Origin of the sequence: Nitrobacter sp. NHB1 (genome assembly GCF_036964665.1) — a bacterium.
Lineage (GTDB): Bacteria > Pseudomonadota > Alphaproteobacteria > Rhizobiales > Xanthobacteraceae > Nitrobacter.
This window is the reverse complement of sequence record NZ_JBAMDA010000001.1, coordinates 3,029,706-3,053,817: the sequence shown is the minus strand read 5'-3', so window position 1 is coordinate 3,053,817 and position 24,112 is coordinate 3,029,706. Positions and strand designations below refer to the sequence as shown.

Below are 24,112 nucleotides of genomic sequence, written 5' to 3'. Positions count from 1 at the left end.
CTTTCGATGGCATTAGGGCGCGGGAACGCCTTTAAGGGCAGGGCTTTCGTACATGCCGAGCGGTTTTTTCATCGACTCCTCGTAGTAAAAATCAGGTACGAACTTTTTGTTTTTCCATTTATAGAAAGCCTGGTCCTTCACCGGGATTTCCTCGTATTCGATGGTGGTCATCATGCCGCCCATCGGCGAAGTGCCATTCACCGTGTGCTTGTCGATGTGATCATGCACCATCCAGATGCCGGGATTGTCGGCGCGCAGAATCAGGTCGTAGCGCTCACCCGGCCCGAACAGGATTGTGTCGGCGAGGTAAGGATTGGCGAGCGGCCGACCATCCTTGGCATAGACCTCGAAGTCATGACCGTGGATGTGGATGGAATGCATTTCGTCACCGGCGCCGATCAGGCGGATGCGGACGACATCGCCCTTCTTGATCCGCAATGGCTGGGTGTCGGGAAAAGCCTTGCCGTTGATGGTGAAGAAATCCGGCACGTCACCGGGAATACCGCCGTAGCCGGGTTTCTTGGCCCAGGCAGAAGCCCAACTGGAGAACATCAGGATGTAATCTTTTGTAACTTCCTTTTCGATCGGCGGCGGATCTTTCGGATCGACGATCAACGGACCCCACATGCCGCGCATCGCGACATGCTCGTTGACGTTGACGTGACAGTGGTACCACATGGTACCGGACGGCTCGGCCTTGAAGCGATAGGTGAAGGTCTCGCCGGGCGGGATCGCCGGCTGCGTGACGTCGGGGACGCCGTCGTTTTTCCAGGTGCCGCGTTGAAACATGCCGTGCCAATGAATCGTGTGCGGCAGCGTCGTGTCGTTTTCGACCTCGACCTCGACGTCATCGCCCTCCTTCACATGGATCAGCGGACCAGGTGTCTGACCGTTAAAGGAGAAGGTGTGGAAGGTCCGCTTGTCGACCAGCTTGAGAATCGTATCGTCGATAGTCATCGAGAAGTGACGGGTCTCCGCGGATGCCGTGGGCGGACTGGCGACGCATAATGCGGCACTTGCGGCGAAGATGGAGGCGAAGAGAGGTGCGCGCAGCGCACAGCGTTGCAGGATCATGGGAATAACATGCATTTCAGATTGATGTTTTATGATAAGCCGCTATCGCGATTCGAAGCACGCGACCTGCTTATCCGTCAGGCGTCCAATTGTGCTGGCGCCGAAAGTGCTGAACGGTCTTGATGATCATGAAGCGGAAGCCCCTACCCGCAAGCTGATAACAATCGCTTCGTGCCATCTTTGGAGCTATAAAGCAATATCTAGAATACATCTTTTACACCAAAATTGCTGACGATAAAAAAATCCATCACGACATCAATTGCGCCTGGGTTTTCTCGAACAATTTGCGCCGGAATTGAGCGATGAACCCTCATCACCATGCACCACGACTACATCCCCGCGACACAGAGAGCTTGCAGCGCAAGTTGGTTCATGCCGACCTCCTGCGCCGCTATCGGCATCACCGTCCATAGCCGGTCATTCCAGGTCTGGTCGCTTCCCACCGTCCGCATCAAGCCCACCAATTTGACCAATGCCGGCTTTGGCTTGCCGTTCTGCAGCAGCCATTTCCCCATATAGAATCGCGCGACCAGATCGTTGGGGTCGGCCCGGAGCGCAAATTCGAATTCCGTCCTGGCGCGATCCGAAATCAGACCGCTATCCGCCAGCGTGAGCGCTTCCCCCAATGCGACATGAAGCACGCTATTGTCCGGGTTACTCTCGATCGCCCGCTCAAGCATCGGAATACTGAAACGAGCAAGGCCCACCTGCAGCAACGCTCCCCCCACGATCGCCCAGGGGCGGCTTGCATCCTGCGCAGCTACCAACTTCGGCAAATCGAACAAGCCTTCGAGCGGCACCGGCGCCTTAGTGGCCGCGCTATTCAGCGGAACGGTGACATGGTGCGTGGTGAGCGGCGACACATGCGTGAACCAAACCGCAACGGCTATACCGACCGCAACTCCGGCGGCGGAGGAAACGATGTACAGCCTTAACCAGCCCCTTGAAGGCTGCTTTTGATTGATAAGTGCTTCCGTCATGCCCCCGACGCCGCTGATAAATCAAATTTTCCGAGTTCTCGTGCAACGCGGATCAAACATGTACTTTAAATGTATGTTTTGTACAGACCCAAAATAGGTGAAAAGCAAAATTCATGTGCAGGAGTGTCGGGGCCGGCAACTTGGACGCAAGGCGCTTCTCACGCTTCAACCGAAAGCGTCCTTGCGCAGCCGCATCAGACCGCGATAACGATCACGGCGATCCGCACGGCGTTCAGCATGGCTTCAAACCTGGAAACATCGCTCAGTGCCGCTGCCTCGACCGAGCCGTCATGCCGTTATTGTTTGTCGATATGCTACGGCAACGCCGGATCGCGCGCTCATCATGCGGCCGGCGGGATCCCGAAGTCTTTCGGACTGAGGATAAGATCGGCGAGGGTATAACGATCAAGCGTCGCTGTGAACGCGGCCAGCGCTTCCCTCAATGGTGCTCGCAGGCGACAGCTCGACGAGATCGGACAGTTGTTGTTCGCTGAAAAGCATTCCACAAGCGCGAAATCCGGCTCGGTCGCGTACAAAACATCACCGAGCTTGATCCGGTTCGGCCGCTTGGCAAGCGCAAGCCCTCCCGACCTGCCACGCACGGCTTTGAGATAGCCCGCGCGCGTGAGTTGATTTGCGACTTTCATGAGATGGGTACGCGAGATGCCGTAGACGCCCGCTGCCTCTTCGATCGTGATCAACCGATCACTGTGAGTGGCCGCATACATCAGCAAGCGAAGCGTGTAGTCGAAAAAACTTGTCAATCGCATTGGAGTTCCGCCGCCGGCAAATCGCGTGGCCAGAATGTGAGCAGATCGAGGAAGGATGAACTCGTTAGGAAAGATGTGCTTGTCTGGTGTCTTTAGCAAGTATCCGTGCGGTCGAGCCATGCATCCGGGTCCGGACCGCTATCCGGCAGAGCGCGTGCTGTGATGAACCGTCTTGACGTCGTCATCATTGCGAAACCGTCCTTGGCAACGCATACCAGTTCCACGCAGGCGGATCTGGACAGCGGGCGTGATCCTGTTCGAGGATAAGCCGAGTCGGTCTCCTGTGATGTTCATGATGTTGTGATTGACGGAACCGGCTCCCCACGGGGAAGGCTATCGATACTTCGTTGCCTGGCACCGACGACTGGATCGCCTCGATAAAGGCCTCTGCTTTTTCCTACGGGATTATCGATACGGACGGCTCCCTATGACTCTGCAGCGAATCCGCGGATACTGTGCGCTGTGCATCTCGCATTGCGGGTGTATTTCCACAGTCGAAAATGGCGTTCTGACCAAGGTCGAGCCGGACCCGAACCATCCGACCGGCGGAAGCTTCTGCATCAAGGGCAAGGCAGCACCCGAGCTCGTTAACAGCCCGGATCGCCTGTTGACGCCCGTTAAAAGAACCCGCCCGAAGGGCGATCCGGACGCGGGGTGGCAAGCTATTTCGTGGGAAGAGGCGCTGAGCTTCACCGCCGGCCGCATGAAAGAAACGGCGAAACAGTTCGGCCCCGAGTCCGTCGCCTTCAGCGTCACCACGTCCAGCGGCACCGCCATCAGCGACGCGATGCCGTGGATCTACCGCCTGATCAACGGCTTTGGCAGCCCCAACGCAGTTACGACGGCCCATGTTTGCAATTGGCACAAGGATTTCGCCACCGCTTTCACCTTTGGCGCCGATAGCGGCATGCCGGACTTCAAACGTACCGGATGCCTGGTGTTGTGGGGATTCAACCCGACCAATTGCTGGCTGGCACAAACCTCGGCAATCGCTGAAGCGAAGAAGCGCGGCATGAAACTCATCGTCATCGATCCACGGCAAGTAGGATTGGCGCATAAGGCCGACCAGTGGTTGCGCGTGCGGCAGGGCACCGATGGCGCGCTGGCATTGGGCATCGCCGGCGTCATGATCGAACGCGGATGGTACGATCGTGATTTCATCTCCACCTGGAGCAACGGCCCGTTTCTGATTCGCGACGACAACGGACGTCATCTCGTCGAATCCGATTTGAAAGAAAACGGCCGTGCAGACCACTACGTGGCATGGGATGGGTCGGCCGGGCGTCCCCTGGTCTGTGGTCGTGGACCGCAACAGGATGCATCGTCGCATCAGCTTTCTCTGGCCGGCACGTTTGAACTCGACACATTGCACGGCCGGATCACCTGCCGGCCGGCGTTCGAATTATATGCGAGCTTGTGCCGGGCGTATTCCCCGGAGAGAACCCAGAAGATTACGGGTGTGCCGGCCGAACAGATTCGACTCGTCGCGGAAATGCTCTACACGCACGGGCCGGTGTCCTACTATGCATGGTCCGGGGTCGGGCAGAGCACCAATGCGACGCAGACCAGCCGCGCGATGTGCCTTTTGTATGCCCTCACCGGTCATATCGATGCACCGGGAGGAAACGTCTATTTTGCCAGGCCGAAACTGAACAACGTATTCGGCCGCAACCTCATCCCTCTCGCACAGCCCGCCAAAACCCTCGGGTTGACGGAACGCCCCGTCGGTCCGGCGAAAAGCGGCTGGATCACGACGCGTGAGCTGTATCGGGCCATTCTCGAAGAACAGCCGTACCCGGTGAAAGGGCTGGTGGCCTTCGGCTCCAGTCTTCTGCACAGCCGCCCCAGCCCCGAGGAGGGCGTGCGCGCGCTCCGAAAACTTGATTTCTATGTCCATTGCGATTTGTTCCTCACCCCGATGGCCGCCGAAGCCGACGTGGTGTTGCCGGTATCATCGGCGTGGGAGCGGGAGGGGATCGCGGATGGGTTTCGCGTCAACCAGGAAGCCGACGCGCTCTTGCAACTACGGACGGCGGTCGTGCCGCCGCGCGGCGAGTCCCGCTCGGATACGTGGATTGTTTTTGAGCTGGCGCAGCGTCTGGGTCTGAAGGATCAATTCTTCGATGGCAATATCGACGCAGGCATCGAGTCCATGCTGGAACCGTCCCGCGTGACGCTGGAGACGCTGCGGGCTCATCCCGAAGGCGTCGCGCTTCCTCTCTCGACCGAATATCGAAAATACACGCAGCACGGCTTTGCCACCCCCACCGGCCGCGTCGAAATCTATTCGCAGCTCTTGCACGATATCGGCCAGTCGGCTTTGCCGGATTATGTCGCGCCCGCCGCCAGCATCGAACAACACCCGGAATGGCAAGAACACTTTCCATTGCGGCTGACATCGGCCAAATGGACCCACTTTTGTCATAGCCAGTTTCGAAATCTCCCCAGTCTGCGTGACAAAATGCCGGATCCGCTCATCGAGGTGCATCCCGATACGGCGAGAGCACGCGACATCGATGAACATGACTGGGTCATCATCCGTTCTCCCCAAGGTGCTATCCGGGCGCGTGCAAGATTCAACCGCACTCTCGAAAAGGACGTCGTTTGCGCTCAATATGGCTGGTCCGACCAGACCGATAATGCAGCAGGCGCAGACGGCATTTCCCGGAACTACAGCAAACTGATCAGTAACGCGTTTTACGATCCCATCAGCGGGTCTTTTCCCTTGCGCGCCTATGCCTGCCAATTGGAAAGGGCTGCCCCTTTCGTTTAATTGATTGGGGTCCGTTTGATTGATTGGTGTATGTTGGGAAGCGACCACTTCCCCGTCGCGGCGACGTTTGATTTGCCGCGTGACGAAGACAGCATGCTGTGCAGGCACGATCGACGGTCGGCGGTCATTCGCGCCACAACATTCGGCTTCCCACGATAGATTTTATGAATGCCGGAAAAGTGATCGACGTCCGGGACGCAACTGGAGGAATTGTCGGAACCAAGTGCCAACGTTGATGTTGAGGCCGCAAACGGATCATTCGAATTTGAGGAGGACCTCATGTGCGACTATAGCCTGCATCACGTCTCCTCGCGGCCTGCCAGGGTGGCCGACAAGCTGGTGACGATGGAACTTGCGCGGTCAAAAGCGCGCGGCTTTGCAGCCGTGGGAGAAGTCGGTTCCAAACTAGTCGTCCATGACAGTCCACCCGAGATGGCAGTCTGCCTGCGGCCTGGAACGGAACTCGCGTTCGACGAGGATGTCCAATACGACAGCGCCTTCAGTTTTAGCTTCTTGGGCGTGAGCTTTGGCAAGGGCCGCGTGGGTCACAGGGTCGCAAGCTTCCGGCAGATCGATGTGAACGATCCCTACGTTCAGCACGACGCGTTGGAATTCCCAAATGGACAAGTTCTGAAGATCAATCGGCTGATGCCGGGGCAAACTGCCACGGTGCTGCAATTGCCGGTCGCGATGCCGCACAACGAGGACGAGCACGAGCACGTTGGTGACGAGCACGTTGGTGCTGGATCCGTTGCCCGCTTGCACGATTCGCCTCTCGTTTTGAACCGGACGCCGGTCGGATCGGGAATGGCGTCGGTCCTGGTGCCGAGCGAAGGCGCGGTGATGTTGTGGAACACGTTCCGCAGTACGGCCACCGGATTCCGGGTGGCGTTGGCGCGATCATTCGAGCGCCTGATCGCTCACAAGCAACAGCGCGAGGCCGCACTGCCTGTAGGTGCCGATGCCGGCGAGATCGAGGCAGGCTTCCAGAACGGTGCGCCCATGGTGACGTTGCCGAAGAAGCCAGTGGTTCGGACGCCGGCAAAGAAGACTAAGGTTAAGTCCGCTGCTTAGCCGGTCTAAAGCTGCTTAGTCAGCGTTAAGAAACCGGATTGAGCGCTCGTGAGAGCCAAGAGGTGGGCGAGTTCTCTCTGGTGAGATCTCGTCGCCCGACGATGCCCACCCGAGCGCGACAAGGCACGGCATCGGCGACGCAAGCGTTGCTCGCGCGGAAGCAACATTGAGCCTGTCGCCCGTGCCGCTGCTGGATAGCTGGTCTGGCTTCGCTAAAGCCAGACTGTCAGCGTTCGGTACATGCTGGCACGACCGGCAACAAGCACGAGGCAACAAGCACGAAACGCAAAGGCATAAGCAAAACCGATAAGGCGACCAGAAGCCATAGGAACGAGCTAAACGAACGAAGGGAGCACGACACATGGATATCCGATCTCAAGTTTCGATGGTCTTTCACCTGGATAAGTGCATCGGTTGCCACACCTGCAGCATCGCGTGCAAGAACATCTGGACCGATCGCAAGGGCACCGAGTACATGTACTGGAACAACGTGGAGACCAAGCCGGGTACGGGATACCCGACACGTTGGGAAGACCAGACCAAGTATCGCGGCGGCTGGGTGGTCGACGGAACCAGGCAGAAGAGCCTGCGGCTGCGGCTGCAGGGCAAGTGGGGAACGCTCACCAACATCTTCTACAACCCCTATCTGCCGACGCTCGACGACTATTTCGAGCCCTGGACCTACGACTATCAGAACCTGATCAACGCGCCTTTGGCCGACGAGCAGCCCACCGCGCGCGCCATCTCGATGGTGACCGGCAAGTACATGGACACGATCGAGGCGGGACCGAACTGGGACGACGACCTCGGCGGCTCGCAGGTCTACGCCAACAACGATCCGAACTACGATGGCGCCTCCGACGAGGAAATGCGCCAGATCAACGAGATCAACAGCACGGTGTTTTTCTATCTGCCGCGCATCTGCAACCATTGTCTCAACCCGGGCTGCGTGGCGGCGTGCCCGCAAGGGGCGATCTACAAGCGCGGCGAGGATGGCGTGGTGCTGGTCAGCCAGGAGCGCTGCCGCGCCTGGCGCATGTGCATCTCCGGCTGCCCGTACAAGAAGACCTACTTCAACTGGTCGACCGGCAAGGCCGAGAAATGCATCCTGTGCTATCCGCGCCTTGAGAGCGGCCAGCCTCCGGCCTGCTTCCACTCGTGCGTGGGACGCATCCGGTATATCGGCCTCGTGCTTTACGATGCCGATGCGATCGAGGAAACCGCCAAGGCCCAGCAAGACCAGTTGGTGATGGCGCAGCGTAACATCATCATGGATCCGTTTGACCCGAAGATCATCGCGGCCGCCAGGGCCAACGGCATCCCCGATGCGAAGATCGACGCGGCGCAGAAGTCGCCGGTCTTCCAGTTCGTCAAGAAGTGGGGCATTGCGCTGCCGCTGCATCCGGAGTTCCGCACGCTGCCGATGCTGTTCTACGTGCCGCCGCTGGGGCCGGTGCTCGCCAAGGTGGAAAACGGCGTCTACGACAACATCGCCTCGGAAGCGAGATTGGGACCGTTGATGAGTTCGCTCGAAAGGTCGCGTGTATCGCTGCGCTATATGGCGAGCTTGTTGTCGGGCGGTAATGAGGACATCATCCGCGGCGTCTACAAGAAACTGGTCGCGGTGCGCGTCTATATGCGCTCGAAGAAGGTCAAGGATATCCCGGAGGAAGAGGTGCAGCGGGCTCTGGCCGAAGGCAAGACCACCGCGGCCGAGGTCGAGGCGATCTGGCGGCTTACCTCCATGCCCACCTTCGAGGAACGCTTCGTGGTTCCGCCGATGGAGCGTGAGGAATCGGTTGATGCGCTGTTCCCGCAGCTTGATCCGGTGTCGCGCAACTACCCGGTTCGCAGAGGTGAGGTCGGCGTCGGCTTCCATACCGACCCGGCGAGAGGGCCATAGGCTTTTTTACACTAACGGGGCGCGAGACAGCGGTTGGGTTTCGGTACTCGAACCTATCTCGCGCATCCGACGCGGCTGTATAAAACTGATGAATTAAACTCTCGGGCCGCGAACCGGCCCGAGGCGTGTCCCCAATCATCGACCGAGGCGATTGTTCTTATCGTTACCGGCCGAGTCGGATCGGGATAGGGTTCGACAAAAGCATGTTGGGCTTTTGCTTGCAGACCCTTCTTGCGCCGGATCTTGCGCCGGAATGCCAGCCGCTTGAGAGGAGTGGCCGTAGGCCCGGAACTCCTCCCCTTCCCGCGCATTAACCAGCCGGAACGGGATACCCTCACCCCCGCAATTCCCGAACCCGACTTGGCCCGCCTCCCCGGCGGGCTTTCTCTTATTATCGGGTGCTCACGGCCGACTTGAAATCGGCGGTCAGGCCATCTCCACGTAACAAGAGGGCCCTGCCGTGAAACGACGGGGCGTTTTTCATGGTCTCATCAAAATGCACAGCGCCACCTGGCGGAGTATACTCGCCGGCGGCGCTGGCCTAACGACTGGGCCTGAAATTCCCCCAGCGATGATCTGTCATCGGTACCCCGTCAAAGGTTCGTTCGTCCGTCTTTCATCTGCCGTCAAATGACCGTGATTAAGCCGGCGTCCAGGAACCCCCTCCTCTCCCTGCACATTAACCGCGCGGACGGCCCTTTGGCCGGGTGCCGTCCACCTTGGTTCCTGACTTGGCCCGCTCTGCTTCCTCCTGGCGGGCCTCTCTTTGCGAATAAAATCCACGCCATTTCCATAAAGCCATTGGCGGCGTCGGCGATCCGATGTCACCCGACGTACCATCGAACGTCAGGCTCGGTGACGAGCCGTCTACGGTGACGTCATGGAATCGAAGGCCAACTATCTCGGTCATCGAATCGAAAGAGCGGTCATCGATCTGTGCGAGCAACGATAACGGCCGGCCTAATGCGGTTGCGCGTCCATCGGCACCAGAAAAGTAAAGTGATACTTGACGTCGTCGCCGCGAAACCGGTCGATAAAAAACCAGACCTCCGCCTCGCTCTGCTCTTGAAGAGATGCGGCTCGTACAACAAAGGTACTATCTGGCTCGCACAAAGGCTTTCCGCCCGTTCTCATCTGGCTCATCTCCTGAATGAACCAATCCTCTCTCACGCGCGTTTTGGCTGATCTCAATGAGGGGGCCGAGAACACCAGGACCGCCCTGCCATCGATTTCCAATGTGAAATAGCGCCCCGAAGCAGCATCGCTTTCACCCTCCTCCGACGGGGGGCGCCCGTCACGCCACTCGTCGCGCTTCGTATGAGGCTCCGCGCCACGCCTGAGCTTCAAGCGCATCAGAACTTGGCGGTAGCCGACAATCGGAATACCCGCGGTGACCCTGGCGTGATGTTATTATTTCCATCAGCCGTTGCGTAGTACTTCCGGTCAAACAGATTTTCGATGTTCAACTGAGCACGCCACGTTTCATTCAAGGTCAGGAAGACCGCACCATCCACGCGCGTAAACTCCGGAATGCGGACGGTATCGTCGGACGACGCAAAGAAATTCGAATAGTGAATCACCCCGACGGCCGCTGCCCACATTGGATTGAACTGGTATTTGTTCCAAACGGAGATCGTATTGTACGGCACGAGCGCCACCCTGTTGCCCGCCACGACCGTCGGCGACGTATTGCTCGCGATCCGTGCATCCGTATAGGCATACCCTGCGGTAATCTGCCAGGAATCTGTGACATAACCAGCAAGTGACGTCTCGAAACCGCGCGTTCTGGTCGCTCCGCTGAGGAGGTAGAAGCCAGAATTGTTCGGATCCGCAAGACGCTGGTTGGTCCGATCGAGGTCATACAATGCCGCGGCAAACTGAAGCCGAGGCAAGATGTCGTATTTGACCCCGACTTCCTTGTTCACAAACTTCTCCGGCTCTGCGATCACCAGCCCGGGATTGAGCGAGCTGAATTGATCGCCCGCGCTCGGCAGATACGACACGCTATAGCTGCCGTAGATCGAAAGATTATCGATTGGCTTGAAGATGACCCCGGCGCGAGGTGACACCAAATCGTCGACACGACCCAGTACAACGTTGGTGCGCCTGTCTCGCGACTGAAGATCGAAATGGTCGAACCGCACACCGCCGATCAATTGCAGATAGCGGGTTATCTCGACTTGGTCCTGCACATAGACCGCCCCAAGGTTAAGATTATAGGTGTTGTTCGAGTCGCCTGCATCGTTTACGAACGTCACCGGGACATAGGAGACCGGATTTCTCGGATCAACGGCGAGGGTTTTCGACACGCCGTTGAAGTAACCAGTATGACGGAAATTCAGGCCGCTTTGACGACCGACCTCGCCTCCAAATACAACAGTATGGCGCGTGATCCCGGCGTCAAACTTGTATGTCAGGTCCGTTTGATTGAAGAGGTTGGCACGATCCGTTTCGTTATTATAGGCAGATAGATTGCTGGATGTGCCAGCAACATTGACCGCACCGCCAGGATAAATGTTCTGGTAGAATTTGTCGTAGCGCGCCGCCTGGGTAGCATTGCGGACGGTGAATCCGTTTTCGAAATCATGCTCGATAACGGCGGTGCCGATGTCCACGTCAGCGAGCGCATAGTTCAAATTGGGATTGCCGAAGAAGGTCGATGCCGACGTGCTGTATGGGAGTAGCGGTAGCGCTCCGCCCGGGCGGATCTGCGAAGGTATTCCGCGATCGACGGTGCGGCGGTCGTGCAGGTGCTCGTAGCTCAGCTTGACCGTCGTGGTATCGTTTGGCGCAAACGTGACGGTTGGATTGACGGCCCAGCGCTCGAGATTCACAAAATCTCGGTAGCTCTGCGTATTTTCATACATGGCATTGAAGCGCGCCGCCCAGTTCTCGTTGACAGCCTGCCCGATATCGGTCGTCACGCGCGCGCCGGGATAGGAATTGCCGCCGACTGTCACCTCGCGAATGGTCGTGCCATCGGCCTCCTTCAGCACACGATTGATAACGCCGCCGCCGCCGCCACGTCCGAAGACCATGGCGTTGGGGCCCTTCAAGACTTCGAGCCTCTGCAAATTGTAGAAATCACGGAAATACTGCACGTCGTCCCGGATTCCGTTCGTGTAGAAGTCCGCATTGCTTCGCTGCCCGCGGATCACCAGGTCGTCTCGATGAGACTCGCCCTGATGATAGATGACGCCGGGCACATACCGGGTCGCTTCGCCGATCGAAGTGAAAGACTGGTCCTTGATGAAGTCCTTCGTAAGCACGGTCACCGACTGAGGGACGTTGATCAAAGCGGTGTTCGTTCGCGTTGCGCTGCTCGTGCTCTGCGTGACGTAACCTGTCTGTCCGGTCCTCGCGTCCTGGCTGCTCACGCTCGGAAACTTCTTCTCCGAAGGCGCGGCAACGACGGTCCGCCCTCTCGGTCGCGCCGCTCTCGATGTGTTGGGCGTCGATCGGGCTCGACGGGTTCTCTGTTGTGGCGGCGATACGTGAATCGGCGGCAACGGATTTGCAGATGACTGTTCCTGTTGCGCCAGCGCCGGGGTAGAATCGAGCAACAATCCGGTGCCAAGCACCACCGCTGCACTGGTCGACAACAAAAAGCAGCGCCAACCGTGACGCTCAACCCCTGACCCGATGTTCGTCATAAAATGCCCCGAATTCCGCGCGCCGCACTGATTCAAAGCAGCGGCCGCATGCCCAAATACAGGACGCATCTGCCGGGACAGAATTAGGTGAGGATTAAATCTCGTTTAGAATAGATCAATATTCGCTTGAACGTCGGCGCCAGCTCCGGGGTGGCCATTTTTAATCGTTCTAAATTTGACGACGGACAATAGCTTGACCGGTCGAAGGTCCCCTGACAGTCAATCGACGTCCGAGCAACGTATTAGCTGTCCAGTCCAGCCAAGTAGATCACCCGAGTGATGCCATGCGCCTCCTGTTGATCGAAGACGACGCAATGTTCGGCAAGGCGCTCGTACGAGGACTCAAGCAAAACGGCATGACCATCGATTGGGTTCGCAATGGCCCGGACGGCTTTGCCGCATTGAAACGTGCGGAACATGCGATTGCCCTACTCGACGTCGGACTTCCGGAGATGTCGGGTTTCGATGTCCTCAAGGCTATGCGCGGAACCAGCAAGGCCCCGCCCATTCTCATCATCACGGCCCGCGACCGGGTCGAAGACATGGTGACCGGCCTTGATCTCGGAGCTGACGACTACATCGTCAAGCCATTTGAACTTCGGGCTCTCCTCGCTCGCATTCGGGCCATCGTACGGCGGGTCAACGCTCGATCCAATTCCCTAGTGACGAGCAAGGAAATTACCCTGGACCCTTCCACCTACGTCGCGACTTTCCGCGGCATCGAATCTGTTCTTTCCGCACGCGAATTCTCGGTCCTGCACGCGCTAATGGAGCGCCCGGGAACGATCCTCTCGCGGTCCCAGATCGAGAGCCGTATCTACGGCTGGAGCGAGGAGGTCCAGAGCAATGCCGTCGACGTTGTCATTCATGGGCTGCGCAAGAAATACGGCAAGGATATCATTCGAAACATACGGGGCGCAGGCTGGATGGTCACCAAGGCCGGCATATGAGATCGCTTAGCAAGGCTATCATCACTCCGGTTACATCATTGCTGGCGGCATTCTGTCTGGCTGCATCAACAATGTCGTTCTTCCTTGTAGCCTTCGAGATGAACAAGTTTCTCGATGCGCAGCTTCAGGAGATAGCGATCAATGTCGCTCCAGGGGAACGCCGCGACGCCGATCCGCTGTTGGACGCGGAGCACGAGGACCAACTCGTCGTTCGCATCTGGGATCGCTCCGGCAATCTTGTTCATCGTGCAGGCCCGCCGGTCGACATTCCTTGGCGCTCTCAACCGGGGCTTACCGATGTCGTGGCCGAAGGACAGGAATGGCGTGTCTATCGGTGGAGCCACGCGCAGCATAACATACAGATCGCACAAGCCTGGAGCGCGCGCCGGGAAATTGCGAGGTTTGCGGCGGCCGGTGCGGCACTTCCACTGCTTCTGTCAATCCCTCTTGCCTGGTTCATCATACGCCGATCGATCAATCGAACCCTTCGCGGTCTTCACCGCCTGTCAAGCGACATTGGCCGCCGCAGTGTGGACGCGCGCGAACCTCTGGGACCTGCGGGAGTGCCGAAAGAGATAGCTCCTCTGATCGTAGCTATCGACGAATTGGTCGAACGCTATCGTCGGGAATTGGAAGCTCAAAGACGCTTCGTTGCCGATGCCGCACACGAACTTCGGACGCCGCTTGCGGCGCTGCAGATCCAGGCGGACAATCTGCTCGCATCGGATCTCAGCGATCAATCCCGGGAGATGGCAAACGAACTCGGCGAAGGTGTCAGGAGGTCTTCCTATTTGGCGAGTCAGCTCCTGGAAATGGCGAGGACCGAGGGCGCCACGTCTCCGGAACATCGGATGATCGACCTCGCTGCACTCATCACCTCGATACTGGCAGACTTCGTCTCCGTCGCCGAGGCGAGCGACATTCAGTTCGAACGGGAGATTGTCGCGGCGGCTTCCGTCAAGGGCGACGAGGCCGCAATCCGGAAGCTGGTATCGATCCTTCTCGACAATGCGGTTCGTTACTCCCCGCGGAACGGGCTGATTACGGTCAGACTTTTGCTCGCCGACAATCGACCGAAGATAGACATTCTGGATAGCGGTCCAGGAATTACCGACGAGGCAATGCCTTTCATCTACGACCGCTTTTTCCGTGCTGCGCCGCAGGAAATCGAAGGCACTGGCCTCGGATTGGCAATTGCGAAAACCACCGCGGATCGCCACGACCTGCAGTTGCGTCATGCAAACCGAGCAGATCAGATCGGTACGATCGCGACAATCATATTTCCGCAGGCATGATCGTTTGGCCTGAAGCGCCGCCGACGAGCGGAAAACGCATGATGAATCTGGCGCCGCGACCGGGGCCATCCTCGACAGTGATGCTCCCAAAATGGGCTTCAACAATCTTCTTGACGATAGACAATCCCAATCCTGCGCCTCCGGTCGCACGAGAGGATCGCCGCCAGAACCGCTGGAAAATCGCTTCACGATCCGCCAGCGGCACACCGTCGCCATTGTCGATAACACTGACAGATCCGTCAGGGTCGACGATGATTTCGATGGCGGTACCCTCGGGGGTGTGATGAAGAGCGTTTTCGACGACATTTCGCGTCGCGCGCCGGATCATCTCCGCGTTTCCCTTGACGAGAACGGGCTCGTCGGCGCACGTCAATTCGATGCTCTTTCCTCGCTTCAATGCCAGCGGCGCGATGAACTCGGCGACCTCAACGCAAACCTCGTGAAGATCCGCAACGGCTTCCGGATCGACAACCGCTGTCTCAAGCTCCGTCGCATCGAGCAACTGACCGACAACCCTGCTCATATTCTCGACGTCGCGCCCCAAGGCACGGCTCGCCTCGCTATGGGGGAGAGTCTCGATTCGCGTGCGGAGAATGGCAAGTGGCGTCCGCAATTCATGCGCCGCATCGGCGGCAAACTCACGCTGGCTGCGGAAACCCTGCTCCAGTCGATCGAGGGCCTGATTGACGGCTTCCACGAGAGGCAGGATCTCGGGAGGCATGTCGTCGGTTGGCAAGCGGACGTCAAGGCGCCTCGGGCTGATATGCCTCGCGCGATCGGAGGCCCTGTGTAGCGGCCCGATCGCCAGGCGGAAAATGATGATATCGGCGCCGAGCAGGAGAAGCAGAATGGGAACAATGATCCAGACGACCTGGTGCAGGAATCTCGCGAGAACATCGTCGACGATCACGTCCCGATGCGACAATTCCTCCGCGACCTGTATCCAGACAGCATGGCCGTCAATATTCTCGCGAGTGCTGGCTCCGGCGATCGTCTTTGCTCCGCCGGGGGTTCGCGCTCTGTGCGGGACAATTCCGGTCGCGTCCGGATCGATGGCAAAGAGCGGTTGCTTGTTCGCGCGCGATGAGAAAATCACCGTGCCCGCGTCGTCGATGATCGCATAAGCGTATCGACCGTACGTCTCAGAATACTGATCGCGCACGCCGGCCGGAAGGCGCAGAGACCATCCCCCTGTCGATGACGGCTCCAGGTGGCGGGCAAAGATCTCGGTCTGAGCCGCCATCGTGCCGAGCTGAAGTTTTGCGACATCCGATGCCAGCGACCAGTGCAGCACGAACCGCAGCAAAACCGCCGCAACAATCACCGCGACGACATGAAGAGCGACGATGCGGGACAGGATGGATTTTCGCAGCGCCACCTAGTCGCTCTCCATCATCACATAGCCAACTCCCCGAACGGTGGTGATCTTTACCTTTGCACCGATATCCAGAAGCTGCTTGCGCAGACGATGCACATAGACCTCGACGGCATTGGAAGCGAAATCTCCGGTGAGACCGAAGATCTGGTCTTCGAGAAGCTTTTTGGAGACGACGCTACCCTTCCGGCGCATCAGCAGTTCGAGTACCGCGATTTCCCGAGCGGAGAGGTTTTGAGGCTTCATGTCGACAAATGCCTGTCGGCCTTCGGTGTCGAACGTTACGTTCGAAAGCCGCAATGAACTGCCGAGCAACTGTCCCGGGCGCCTGAGGAGCGCCTCGAGCCGCGCCACCAGCTCGTCAAAAGCGAACGGCTTGACCAGATAGTCGTCTGCCCCGCTCCGGAGGCCGTTAACCCGATCCTCCACGCCGCCGCGCGCAGTGAGCACCAGGATCGGGATGGGGTCCTTGCGATGCCGCAGCTCGCGCAGGATCGAAAGCCCGTCGCCATCGGGCAAACCCAGATCCAGAATCAACGCGGCATAGCGAGTCGTTCCAAGCGCGCTGTATGCGTCCGACACATTGGCCAGAACATCGATCTCGTAGCCGGCCGCCTGCAATCCCTTCGCCAGAAGGTCAGCCAGTTCTTCGCTGTCCTCCACAATCAGGACTCTCATGGCTGCGATGGCCTCTTTGATCCGGCTGTTGCCGTGGTCAGCATCGGGCGGACGAATGCTGGCGTCATTCCGACCTCGCGGGGCTCCGATTGTAAGCTGTGTGTAAGGTAGCTGTCATAACCGTCGCTGTAAGGCTGCCGTAAGATGCAGCCCCTATAGCAGATATGCCGTGCATCGGGATCATGCTCGTTTCGCAAAATCGCTTGAGCTGGCAAGATCTTGTGCCAACGCAAAAATCATCGATTCTGACGAGGCGGGCTGCCTGGAGATATCCGGCAGAGCACGAGGAAGTGGAGATACGAAGTCATGCTTCGTCTGGCGTCACTCTGGCGAGCGTGGACAATTCCACGGACCGTCATCGGCCTGATGACCGCTTTGGTCACGATTGCGGCGGCCGCGATCGTTCTGAACGTCGATCGTGGCAGTGCCACCCGCAATTCAGCGCTGGACAGCGAAATCAAGCAGGCCGACGGAAAGCTGCGTCTGACGGCGGCGCAATGGGGCACCGTGACGGTGCAGCCCGTCGAGCAACATGCATTTCGCTCCGAATTTCGCACCGAAGGCAAGATCGCAATCGATCAGAACCTGTCCACCCGTATCTTCGCGCCGTATGCGGGCCGGGTGACAAAATTGATGGTTGCGCCCGGCGATGACGTTCAGAAAGGACAGCTTCTCTTTGTGATCGCGGCGGCCGACTCCGTCGACGCCCAGAAGGATTTCGTTGTCGCCCTGACGACCCGGAACAAGGCGGCTTCCCAGGTCAGGCTCGCGCAGATCGTCGAGCGAAGGATGTCGACCCTGGCCAAGGACAAGGCCGCGTCGCAGCGAGAATGGCAGGAGGCCCAGACCAATCTCACCGCCGCGGAGAACGATTCCCGCTCGGCGGAGATTGCCCTTCAGGCCGCGCGCAACCGGTTGCGGCTGGTTGGCAAAACCGATGCCGAAATTGATGCGTTCGAGAAAACGGGCGCGCTCACGCCCGATGCACCGGTGTATGCACCGCTGGCCGGGACGGTTCTGCAACGCAAGATCGGCCCAGGACAATATGTCAGCGCCGGCGGAGGCGATAGCGATCCCATTTTCCTGATCGGGGATACGTCGAAGGTCTGGATCGCGGCCTACGTGCGCGAGACCGACGTCGCCAAAGTGCGGATCGGCGAGCGGATGACGTTCAAGGTGCTGACCGAGCCGGACCGTGTGTTCGAGACGCGGATCGACTACGTTGCACCGGCAATCGATCCCGATAGCCGGCGGCTTCTGGTCCGCGCCAGCGTCGACAATGTCGACGGGCTGCTCAAACCCGAGATGTTTGCGAGCGTCACGATCGTCACCAGCGAGGGGAAGCCAACGCCAACAGTGCCTCGCGAGGCGGTGATCTATGAAGGCAGCAACGCGCGGGTCTGGGTCGCCAGTGACGACCGTTCGGTCGAATTGCGTCAGATCAAGCTCGGAGAATCGGACGGTCGATTGATCCAGGTGCTGGATGGGCTCAATCCGGGCGAGAAGATCGTCACCCGCGGCAGCCTGTTCATCGACCGGATGACGGCTTCCAAACAAACCTGACGAATACAGGTCGTTCGTAAATGATCAATCCGATCGTCGCGTTTGCGTTGAGACAGCGCGTTCTGATGCTGGTCATGTTCATCATGACGCTGGCCGGCGGGATCGCCGCGTTTAGGGTCCTGAATATCGAGGCCTATCCCGATCCCGTCCCCCCGATGGTGGATGTGATCACTCAAAGCGCGGGGCTTTCGGCCGAAGAAATCGAACGTTACATCACGATTCCGATCGAAACGCAGCTCTCCGGCGTGCCGAACCTCCATGTGATGAGAACCATCTCTCTTTACGGCCTGTCGGACGTCAAGCTGCAGTTTACCTATGACTATACCTACGACCAGGCGCTCCAGCATGTGCTCAACCGCCTGTCGCAGCTCTCCGGGTTACCGGACGGCGTTCAACCAACCATCAGCCCGGTCAGTCCGATTGGTGAAATCTATCGCTACAGGCTGGTCGGCCCGCCGGGCTATAGCGTGCTCGATCTGAAGACCCTTCAGGACTGGGTTTTGCAACGCCGTTTCCGCGCCGTTCCCGGCATTGTGGATGTCGTTGGCTGGGGAGGAAAGACCAAGACCTACGAATTGCAGGTCGACCTCGACAAGCTCATCGCCCACAACCTCACACTGTCGCAATTGCTGCAGACGTTGCGCAGCAGCAACCTGAATGTCGGCGGAAACATCGTCGATCTCGGCACGCAGTCGGCGGTCGTTCGCGGTGTTGGCCTTATTCGGTCGATCGACGACATCAACAATACCATGCTGACCCAGGCCGGCGGCAATCCGGTGCTGATCCGCGATGTCGCCACGGTGATCGTCGGCCATCGACCCCGCCTCGGTATTGCAGGCCAGGACAACGACGACGATATTGTCGAGGGTATCGTGCTGATGCGCCGCGGCCAGCAAAGCACCCCCACGATCGAGCGGGTGAAGGCGGAAGTCGAGCACATCAATACCTCCGGCATTCTGCCACCGGGTGTTCGAATCGAGCGCATCTACGACCGTCAGGACCTGATCGACACGACGACTCATACTGTCCTGCACAATATGGTGTTCGGCATTCTGTTGATCTTCGCATTGCAGTGGCTGTTTCTCGGCAATCTTCGCAGCGCCCTGATCGTAGGTGCAACGATTCCGTTCGCGCTGTTTTTCGCTGTCGGCATCATGGTTTTGCGCGGAGAGTCCGCCAACCTGTTGTCCGTCGGAGCGATCGATTTCGGCCTGATCGTCGATGCCACCGTCATCATGGTGGAGCGGATATTCCGGCAACTCGGACATGATGCTCCCGCTCCGTCATCGGTGAGCGGAAAATCATCCGGGTTCAGCGCACGGCTGTTCGCCATCTACACGGCGAGCATCAGCGTCAATCGCTCGATCATGTTCGCGACCGGAATCATTATCGCAGGATTTATTCCGCTGTTCACCATGACCGGCGTGGAGGGACATATCTTCGGCCCGATGGCGAAGACCTATGCTTACGCGATTGCCGGAGGATTGATCGCGACATTCACCGTGACTCCCGCGCTCAGTGCACTTCTGCTGCCCAAGCATGTCGAGGAAACTGAAACGTGGCTGGTGCGGACGCTTCATCGCTTTTACAGCCCGGCTCTGCGGCTCGCTGTCGCGAACCGGAGGTTGACGGCCGTTCTGGCGCTGGCGGTGTTTATTCTGGCGCTCGTCGCGATGCGCTTTCTGGGACTGGAATTTCTCCCCAAGCTGGAAGAAGGCAATCTCTGGGTGCGGGCCACGATGCCGGCGACGATCTCGCTTCAGGAAGGGAATGGCTACGCGAACCGTATGCGCAAGGTGATCCGCAGTTTCCCCGAAGTGGAAACGGTCGTCACCCAGCACGGCCGCCCGGATGACGGAACGGATGCCACGGGCTTCTTCAATGTCGAATTCTTCACGCCGCTGAAGCCGGTCAGCCAGTGGCCTCCCGGACTGGACAAGGAAAAGCTGACGGAGGAAATCCAGGCCCGGCTCAACGCGGAATTTCCTGGGATCGAGTTCAATTTCTCGCAGTACTTGCAGGACAATGTAGCCGAACAGGTGTCAGGCGTGAAAGGCGAAAATGCGATCAAGATTTTCGGCAACGACTTGCAGGAACTGACGGATACGGCCGACAAAATCAAGGCGGTGCTGGCCACTGTGCCGGGGATAGCGGACCTCGGCGTATTCACGTCGCTCGGTCAGCCAACCATACAGATCGATATCGACCGCGAGCGCGCCGCGCGCTACGGGTTGTCGCCCGGCGACATCAATTCGACGATCCGGACCGCTATCGGCGGTGAATCCGCCGGCGATGTCTACGAACCGGGAAGTGATCGGCACTTCCCGATCGTCGTCCGGCTTGCCCCGCAATATCGTCAAAGCGCGGAAGCCATCAGCAAGCTGACGATCGGCGCACCGGGGCCGAAAGGAGTTACGCAGATTCCGTTGAGCGAGGTGGCAAGCATCCGGCTCGTCTCAGGCCCGTCATATATCTACCGGGAGCAGCAACAGCGCTACTTGCCGATCAAGTTCAGTGTTCGTGATCGCGATCTGGGCAGCACCATCGAGGAGGCTAAACAGCGGATCGCGCAGGAAGTGCAATTGCCGGCCGGAACCCATCTCGAATGGGTCGGCGAATTCCGCAATCTGCAGGAGGCGATCGGACGGCTGCAGATTGTCGTGCCGTTCAGTCTTGCCATTATCGGGCTATTGCTTTGGATCAATTTCACGTCCGTGCGCGATATGCTGCTTGCAATGAGCGTCATTCCGATGGCCGTGATCGGCGGCATCTTTGCGCTGTTCGTGACCCAGATTCCGTTCAGCGTCTCGGCGGCTATCGGCTTCATCGCGCTGTTCGGCATTTCGGTGATGAACGGCATCTTGATCCTGTCGCAGTACAACCAACTCATCGAGTCGGGCCTGCAGCGGATCGACGCGATCGTGCAGGCGGGTGAGGCTCAAATGCGCCCGGTCCTGATGACGTGCGTCATTGCGGGAATCGGCCTGTTGCCGGCCGCGATGTCCACTGGAATCGGATCGCAGGTGCAGAAGCCGCTCGCGGTCGTGGTGGTCGGCGGAATGACGGTTGCTCCGCTTGTCATCCTCATCGTATTGCCCGTTCTGATCTCGCTATTTTCTCGTCGAAAAATAGTGGCTGAAGCTACCGAATCGGCACTTGAACCGGCAGAATAGAAATGGCTCCGGCGGGGCGATCGTAGAAAAGGACAAGTTGTGGGGGGAGACTGGCAGAGAGCATTGGCGTCCGGTTCTCGGGGAAGCGGACGGGCTCAGGCGCGGTCCCATGCCCGTCTCCTGATCGTGTCCGGATTACTTTTCGTCTCGCAGGTGCTGACAGGTTGTGCGGTCGGGCCTGATTTCAAGCCTCAAGCGCCGCCGGATACCAACAGCTATCTTTCCGACCCGGCCGGGGATCGCGTACCGGGGCATCCGATTGTGCACAACGCGGAAATCCCTCCCCAGTGGTGGGAGTTGTTTCGTTCTCCCGCGCTGAACCGCATCGTGGAAGATGGTATCGAGCACAATTCGGACCTCGCTGCCGCGGAAGCCGCGGTCAGAGTCGCGCAAGCTAACGCGCTGGTTCAACGCGGCGCGCTTTTTCCCAGCATTGCGGGAAATTTCGATGCGACGCGTCAGCAGGTGGCGGTCCAACTAGCGTCTCCGCTTGAGTCCGGCGCAAACATCTTCAATCTGCATACTGGCCAGGTGACCGTTTCTTACGTCGCCGATGTGTGGGGCGGGACACGTCGCATGGTCGAGTCCGCAGATGCACAGGCCGAAATGCGCGCGTTCCAGCGCGAAGGGGTCTACCTGACGTTGGCAAGCAACATTGCACTCGCTGCGATCGAGGAAGGCCGGCTGCGCGGACAGATCGCGGCAACCCGTCGGGTCGTTGGTTTGCAGTCCGAGGTCTTGAAGCTATTGAAGCGGCAACAAGAGCAAGGGCAGATCGCCCTGACCGATGTTGCCGCACAGGAAACCGCGGTTGCGCAGACCAGGCTTCTGTTGCCGCCGCTCGAAAAGCAGCTCGCGCAGCAGCGTCATCTGTTGTCGTTTTTGACCGGACGCCTGTCGAGCGACGCTCCGGGGGAGACTTTCAATCTCAGTTCGTTTCGGATGCCGCGCCGTCTTCCTCTTAGTCTTCCGGCTGATCTCGTAAGACAGCGCCCCGACATTCGTGCCGCTGAAGCCAATCTCCATGCCACCAATGCAACGATAGGGGTCGCGATCGCCAATCGTCTGCCGCAGATTTCCCTGACCGGCAATGTCGGCGCCGCAGCCGCCCGATTTGCGGACCTGGCCACGCCGGGAGCGGGGCTCTGGATGTTGGCCGGAAGCGCTGCGCAGACCATTTTCGATGCGGGAGCACTGGAAAACAAGCAGCGCGCGGCGGAAGAGGAAACCAATCAGTCTCTCGCCCAGTATCGCAGCACGGTTCTCGCAGCGTTTCAGAATGTCGCGGACGTATTGCGGGCTCTTCAGGCAGGCACGCGCGCGATCAGCGCCGCCACAGATGCGGAACGATCCGCATCCGAGAGCATTGCGTTGGTGCGCAAACAAGTGGATCAAGGCCAGATCAGCGTGCCGCTGCTTCTGGCCGCGCAGCAGGCGTATCTGCAGACATCGCTTGCCCGCCTCGATGCGCAGGCCGCGCAATTAGCCAATACGGTCGCGCTGTTTCAGGCTCTTGGGGGTGGGTGGTGGAACAGGGACGATCACAGCAAACCTGATCGATCCCTTTAATAGCCGCGGCCGCTGCATGACGGTGATGCGGTCGTGACCGGAGGCTACGCGCACTCCGTCGAGCGACGATGACGTTCGGGTCTGATGCCAAAGCATTTCCCGGTGAAGTGGACACCGGTTCACCGTAAGGAAATGCGACCACTCAAACGGAGCCGAGGTGGGCGCTTGAGGAGAACACGGGTAACCTTCACCCATCTCGTGCCCTGAGCCTCGACCAGCCCAGCCAAAATCCAGTCTGGTCGAGGCCATGCAGCGTGGCCATTTCCACATCACTTCAGAGCAGCGGAGAAGGGCAAGCCTGCGACGATGGGGCACGCGGCCATAGGTCGGCCGGTTCATCCGCAGTCTCTTTGGGCTGGCGAACGCGGCCGGAGCGCACGTTCCGTGCTGCGCCAATCAGTTATGTTCGGCACTGGGGTGATAGCGCCTGACACGATGCAGCGTATTCCTGTCCGTGTGATGCATTTCCTCGCCTGTGGCAGCGAGTTTAAGGAGCAAATCGGACACATAGCTGACGGTGCCGTCATCGTTGATCTCGAAGGCGCTCTTGAAATCGCGGATTTCTGCACGCTTGAGCAGATACTTGTTCTGCAGGACCCCGTAATGCGGCGCTCCCGGCGTAGCATTGAACGTCAGGGTCCTGTCATGTGGCTTGGCACTGCTGCCAGCAAGGATCGCGATTCCGCGCCCGAACACGACCGTGCGCATGATTTCGCCATGCGCCTTATCCCACAGCAGGAAGCCGAGTTCATCGTGGAACGGATCCATCGCCTCCTCGCCATGGCGCCACGCGGTCATGCCGTAGTTGAGGCCCCACAATTCCTGACGGCCGTTCTCCTGGATCGGAATCGGCTTGAACCAAGCTTTCTCGAAGTAAGTGGTTTCACTCGTCTGGTCATCCTTGTTGTGATATGAAAGGTCAACTCCGACATCGCCTTCCCATTCACCGACCAGCGGCGTTAGCGGTCCCAGTTTCTGTGGGCCACGAGTTTCTTTTTGCATAGTAAAACCTCGTCTTCGTGGTTGGAAGATTCTGCGCTACCACCACGAGGACGCGATGACCAATGAATCATTTCGGTGATGATGGGCGCGAGCTATCGAACGGCGAGCGTACCTTGGAAGGTCGCAGCCGCAACGGCAACCGTCGGATGGAAAATTGTCGATTTCGGATTTTAAGCTAGCCGCGAAATAAGATGTCACGTATGCGCGATGGCATGGGTGAGGGTGATGTGGACGATCCTCATTCGAAAAAACCCGCGATCCCATGCGCGCCGCAGAAGTC

16 protein-coding genes are annotated in these 24,112 nt (G+C 58.8%); 8 read left to right on the top strand and 8 right to left on the bottom strand.

What is annotated here, in order from left to right; all coding sequences use genetic code 11:
* Window positions 1-12: 12 nt before the first annotated feature.
* From V4R08_RS14215 to V4R08_RS14205, 3 genes are all read right to left on the bottom strand, one after another.
* Window positions 13-1,089, bottom strand: a complete 1,077-nt coding sequence (locus V4R08_RS14215; protein ID WP_335579946.1) for a multicopper oxidase domain-containing protein — start codon at window positions 1,087-1,089, stop codon at window positions 13-15.
* Between the two features lie 314 nt (window positions 1,090-1,403).
* Window positions 1,404-2,054, bottom strand: coding sequence for a tetratricopeptide repeat protein (locus V4R08_RS14210; RefSeq protein ID WP_335579945.1), 651 nt, complete (start codon window positions 2,052-2,054; stop codon window positions 1,404-1,406).
* Window positions 2,055-2,395: 341 nt separating this feature from the next.
* Window positions 2,396-2,824 (bottom strand): RrF2 family transcriptional regulator, encoded by a 429-nt coding sequence (locus tag V4R08_RS14205; RefSeq protein WP_335580298.1) that lies wholly within the window; start codon window positions 2,822-2,824, stop codon window positions 2,396-2,398.
* A gap of 427 nt (window positions 2,825-3,251) precedes the next feature.
* Between V4R08_RS14205 and V4R08_RS14200 the strand changes: the two genes are divergently transcribed.
* The 3 genes from V4R08_RS14200 to narH all read left to right on the top strand — a co-directional run bounded on the left by V4R08_RS14200 (window position 3,252) and on the right by narH (window position 8,574).
* On the top strand, window positions 3,252-5,597 hold the full coding sequence (locus V4R08_RS14200; RefSeq protein ID WP_335579944.1) for a molybdopterin-containing oxidoreductase family protein: 2,346 nt from the start codon (window positions 3,252-3,254) through the stop codon (window positions 5,595-5,597).
* Between the two features lie 279 nt (window positions 5,598-5,876).
* A complete protein-coding gene (locus tag V4R08_RS14195; RefSeq protein ID WP_335579943.1) occupies window positions 5,877-6,671 on the top strand; it encodes a hypothetical protein in 795 nt (264 codons plus the stop codon).
* Window positions 6,672-7,032: 361 nt separating this feature from the next.
* Window positions 7,033-8,574 (top strand): nitrate reductase subunit beta, encoded by a 1,542-nt coding sequence (gene narH, locus V4R08_RS14190; protein WP_335579942.1) that lies wholly within the window; start codon window positions 7,033-7,035, stop codon window positions 8,572-8,574.
* A 960-nt stretch (window positions 8,575-9,534) separates the two neighbouring features.
* On the opposite strand, the gene V4R08_RS14185 is transcribed toward narH, so the two are convergent.
* Window positions 9,535-9,927 (bottom strand): hypothetical protein, encoded by a 393-nt coding sequence (locus tag V4R08_RS14185; RefSeq protein ID WP_335579941.1) that lies wholly within the window; start codon window positions 9,925-9,927, stop codon window positions 9,535-9,537.
* Window positions 9,927-12,227, bottom strand: coding sequence for a TonB-dependent receptor (locus V4R08_RS14180; protein ID WP_335579940.1), 2,301 nt, complete (start codon window positions 12,225-12,227; stop codon window positions 9,927-9,929). Before V4R08_RS14180 ends, V4R08_RS14185 begins: the two co-directional genes overlap by 1 nt.
* A gap of 284 nt (window positions 12,228-12,511) precedes the next feature.
* Between V4R08_RS14180 and V4R08_RS14175 the strand changes: the two genes are divergently transcribed.
* Together V4R08_RS14175 and V4R08_RS14170 are read left to right on the top strand one after the other, a co-directional pair.
* Window positions 12,512-13,177: a response regulator transcription factor gene (locus tag V4R08_RS14175; protein WP_335579939.1), complete on the top strand. Its 666-nt coding sequence runs from the start codon at window positions 12,512-12,514 to the stop codon at window positions 13,175-13,177.
* Between the two features lie 38 nt (window positions 13,178-13,215).
* Window positions 13,216-14,472, top strand: a complete 1,257-nt coding sequence (locus V4R08_RS14170; protein WP_335579938.1) for an ATP-binding protein — start codon at window positions 13,216-13,218, stop codon at window positions 14,470-14,472.
* Here the strand turns inward: V4R08_RS14170 and V4R08_RS14165 are convergent.
* Entirely contained in the window at window positions 14,453-15,850 is a 1,398-nt protein-coding gene (locus V4R08_RS14165; RefSeq protein WP_335579937.1) for a sensor histidine kinase, read from the bottom strand. The genes V4R08_RS14170 and V4R08_RS14165 overlap by 20 nt on opposite strands.
* A complete protein-coding gene (locus tag V4R08_RS14160; RefSeq protein ID WP_335579936.1) occupies window positions 15,851-16,525 on the bottom strand; it encodes a response regulator transcription factor in 675 nt (224 codons plus the stop codon).
* Window positions 16,526-16,831: 306 nt separating this feature from the next.
* On the opposite strand from V4R08_RS14160, the gene V4R08_RS14155 reads away from it, so the two are divergent.
* The 3 genes from V4R08_RS14155 to V4R08_RS14145 all read left to right on the top strand — a co-directional run bounded on the left by V4R08_RS14155 (window position 16,832) and on the right by V4R08_RS14145 (window position 22,830).
* Window positions 16,832-18,088 carry an efflux RND transporter periplasmic adaptor subunit gene (locus V4R08_RS14155; RefSeq protein ID WP_442935668.1) on the top strand — a complete coding sequence of 419 codons (1,257 nt, stop codon included), beginning with the start codon at window positions 16,832-16,834 and terminating at the stop codon, window positions 18,086-18,088.
* A gap of 20 nt (window positions 18,089-18,108) precedes the next feature.
* The gene (locus V4R08_RS14150) at window positions 18,109-21,261 is read left to right on the top strand and encodes an efflux RND transporter permease subunit (RefSeq protein ID WP_335579934.1); all 3,153 of its coding nucleotides are present in this window, start codon (window positions 18,109-18,111) and stop codon (window positions 21,259-21,261) included.
* Between the two features lie 126 nt (window positions 21,262-21,387).
* Window positions 21,388-22,830 carry an efflux transporter outer membrane subunit gene (locus V4R08_RS14145; protein ID WP_335579933.1) on the top strand — a complete coding sequence of 481 codons (1,443 nt, stop codon included), beginning with the start codon at window positions 21,388-21,390 and terminating at the stop codon, window positions 22,828-22,830.
* 396 nt (window positions 22,831-23,226) lie between these two features.
* Here the strand turns inward: V4R08_RS14145 and V4R08_RS14140 are convergent, their stop codons facing one another.
* Window positions 23,227-23,832, bottom strand: a complete 606-nt coding sequence (locus tag V4R08_RS14140) for a heme-binding beta-barrel domain-containing protein (RefSeq protein WP_335579932.1) — start codon at window positions 23,830-23,832, stop codon at window positions 23,227-23,229.
* Window positions 23,833-24,112 lie beyond the last annotated feature (280 nt).

Excerpts from the sequence above, each read along its gene's own strand:
- V4R08_RS14215 (WP_335579946.1), bottom strand. The coding sequence starts at position 1,089 with ATGCATGTTATTCCCATGATCCTGCAACGCTGTGCGCTGCGCGCACCT.
- V4R08_RS14210 (WP_335579945.1), bottom strand. The coding sequence starts at position 2,054 with ATGACGGAAGCACTTATCAATCAAAAGCAGCCTTCAAGGGGCTGGTTA.
- V4R08_RS14205 (WP_335580298.1), bottom strand. The coding sequence starts at position 2,824 with ATGCGATTGACAAGTTTTTTCGACTACACGCTTCGCTTGCTGATGTAT.
- V4R08_RS14200 (WP_335579944.1), top strand. The coding sequence starts at position 3,252 with ATGACTCTGCAGCGAATCCGCGGATACTGTGCGCTGTGCATCTCGCAT.
- V4R08_RS14195 (WP_335579943.1), top strand. The coding sequence starts at position 5,877 with ATGTGCGACTATAGCCTGCATCACGTCTCCTCGCGGCCTGCCAGGGTG.
- narH (WP_335579942.1), top strand. The coding sequence starts at position 7,033 with ATGGATATCCGATCTCAAGTTTCGATGGTCTTTCACCTGGATAAGTGC.
- V4R08_RS14185 (WP_335579941.1), bottom strand. The coding sequence starts at position 9,927 with ATGCGCTTGAAGCTCAGGCGTGGCGCGGAGCCTCATACGAAGCGCGAC.
- V4R08_RS14180 (WP_335579940.1), bottom strand. The coding sequence starts at position 12,227 with ATGACGAACATCGGGTCAGGGGTTGAGCGTCACGGTTGGCGCTGCTTT.
- V4R08_RS14175 (WP_335579939.1), top strand. The coding sequence starts at position 12,512 with ATGCGCCTCCTGTTGATCGAAGACGACGCAATGTTCGGCAAGGCGCTC.
- V4R08_RS14160 (WP_335579936.1), bottom strand. The coding sequence starts at position 16,525 with ATGAGAGTCCTGATTGTGGAGGACAGCGAAGAACTGGCTGACCTTCTG.
- V4R08_RS14155 (WP_442935668.1), top strand. The coding sequence starts at position 16,832 with ATGCTTCGTCTGGCGTCACTCTGGCGAGCGTGGACAATTCCACGGACC.
- V4R08_RS14150 (WP_335579934.1), top strand. The coding sequence starts at position 18,109 with ATGATCAATCCGATCGTCGCGTTTGCGTTGAGACAGCGCGTTCTGATG.
- V4R08_RS14140 (WP_335579932.1), bottom strand. The coding sequence starts at position 23,832 with ATGCAAAAAGAAACTCGTGGCCCACAGAAACTGGGACCGCTAACGCCG.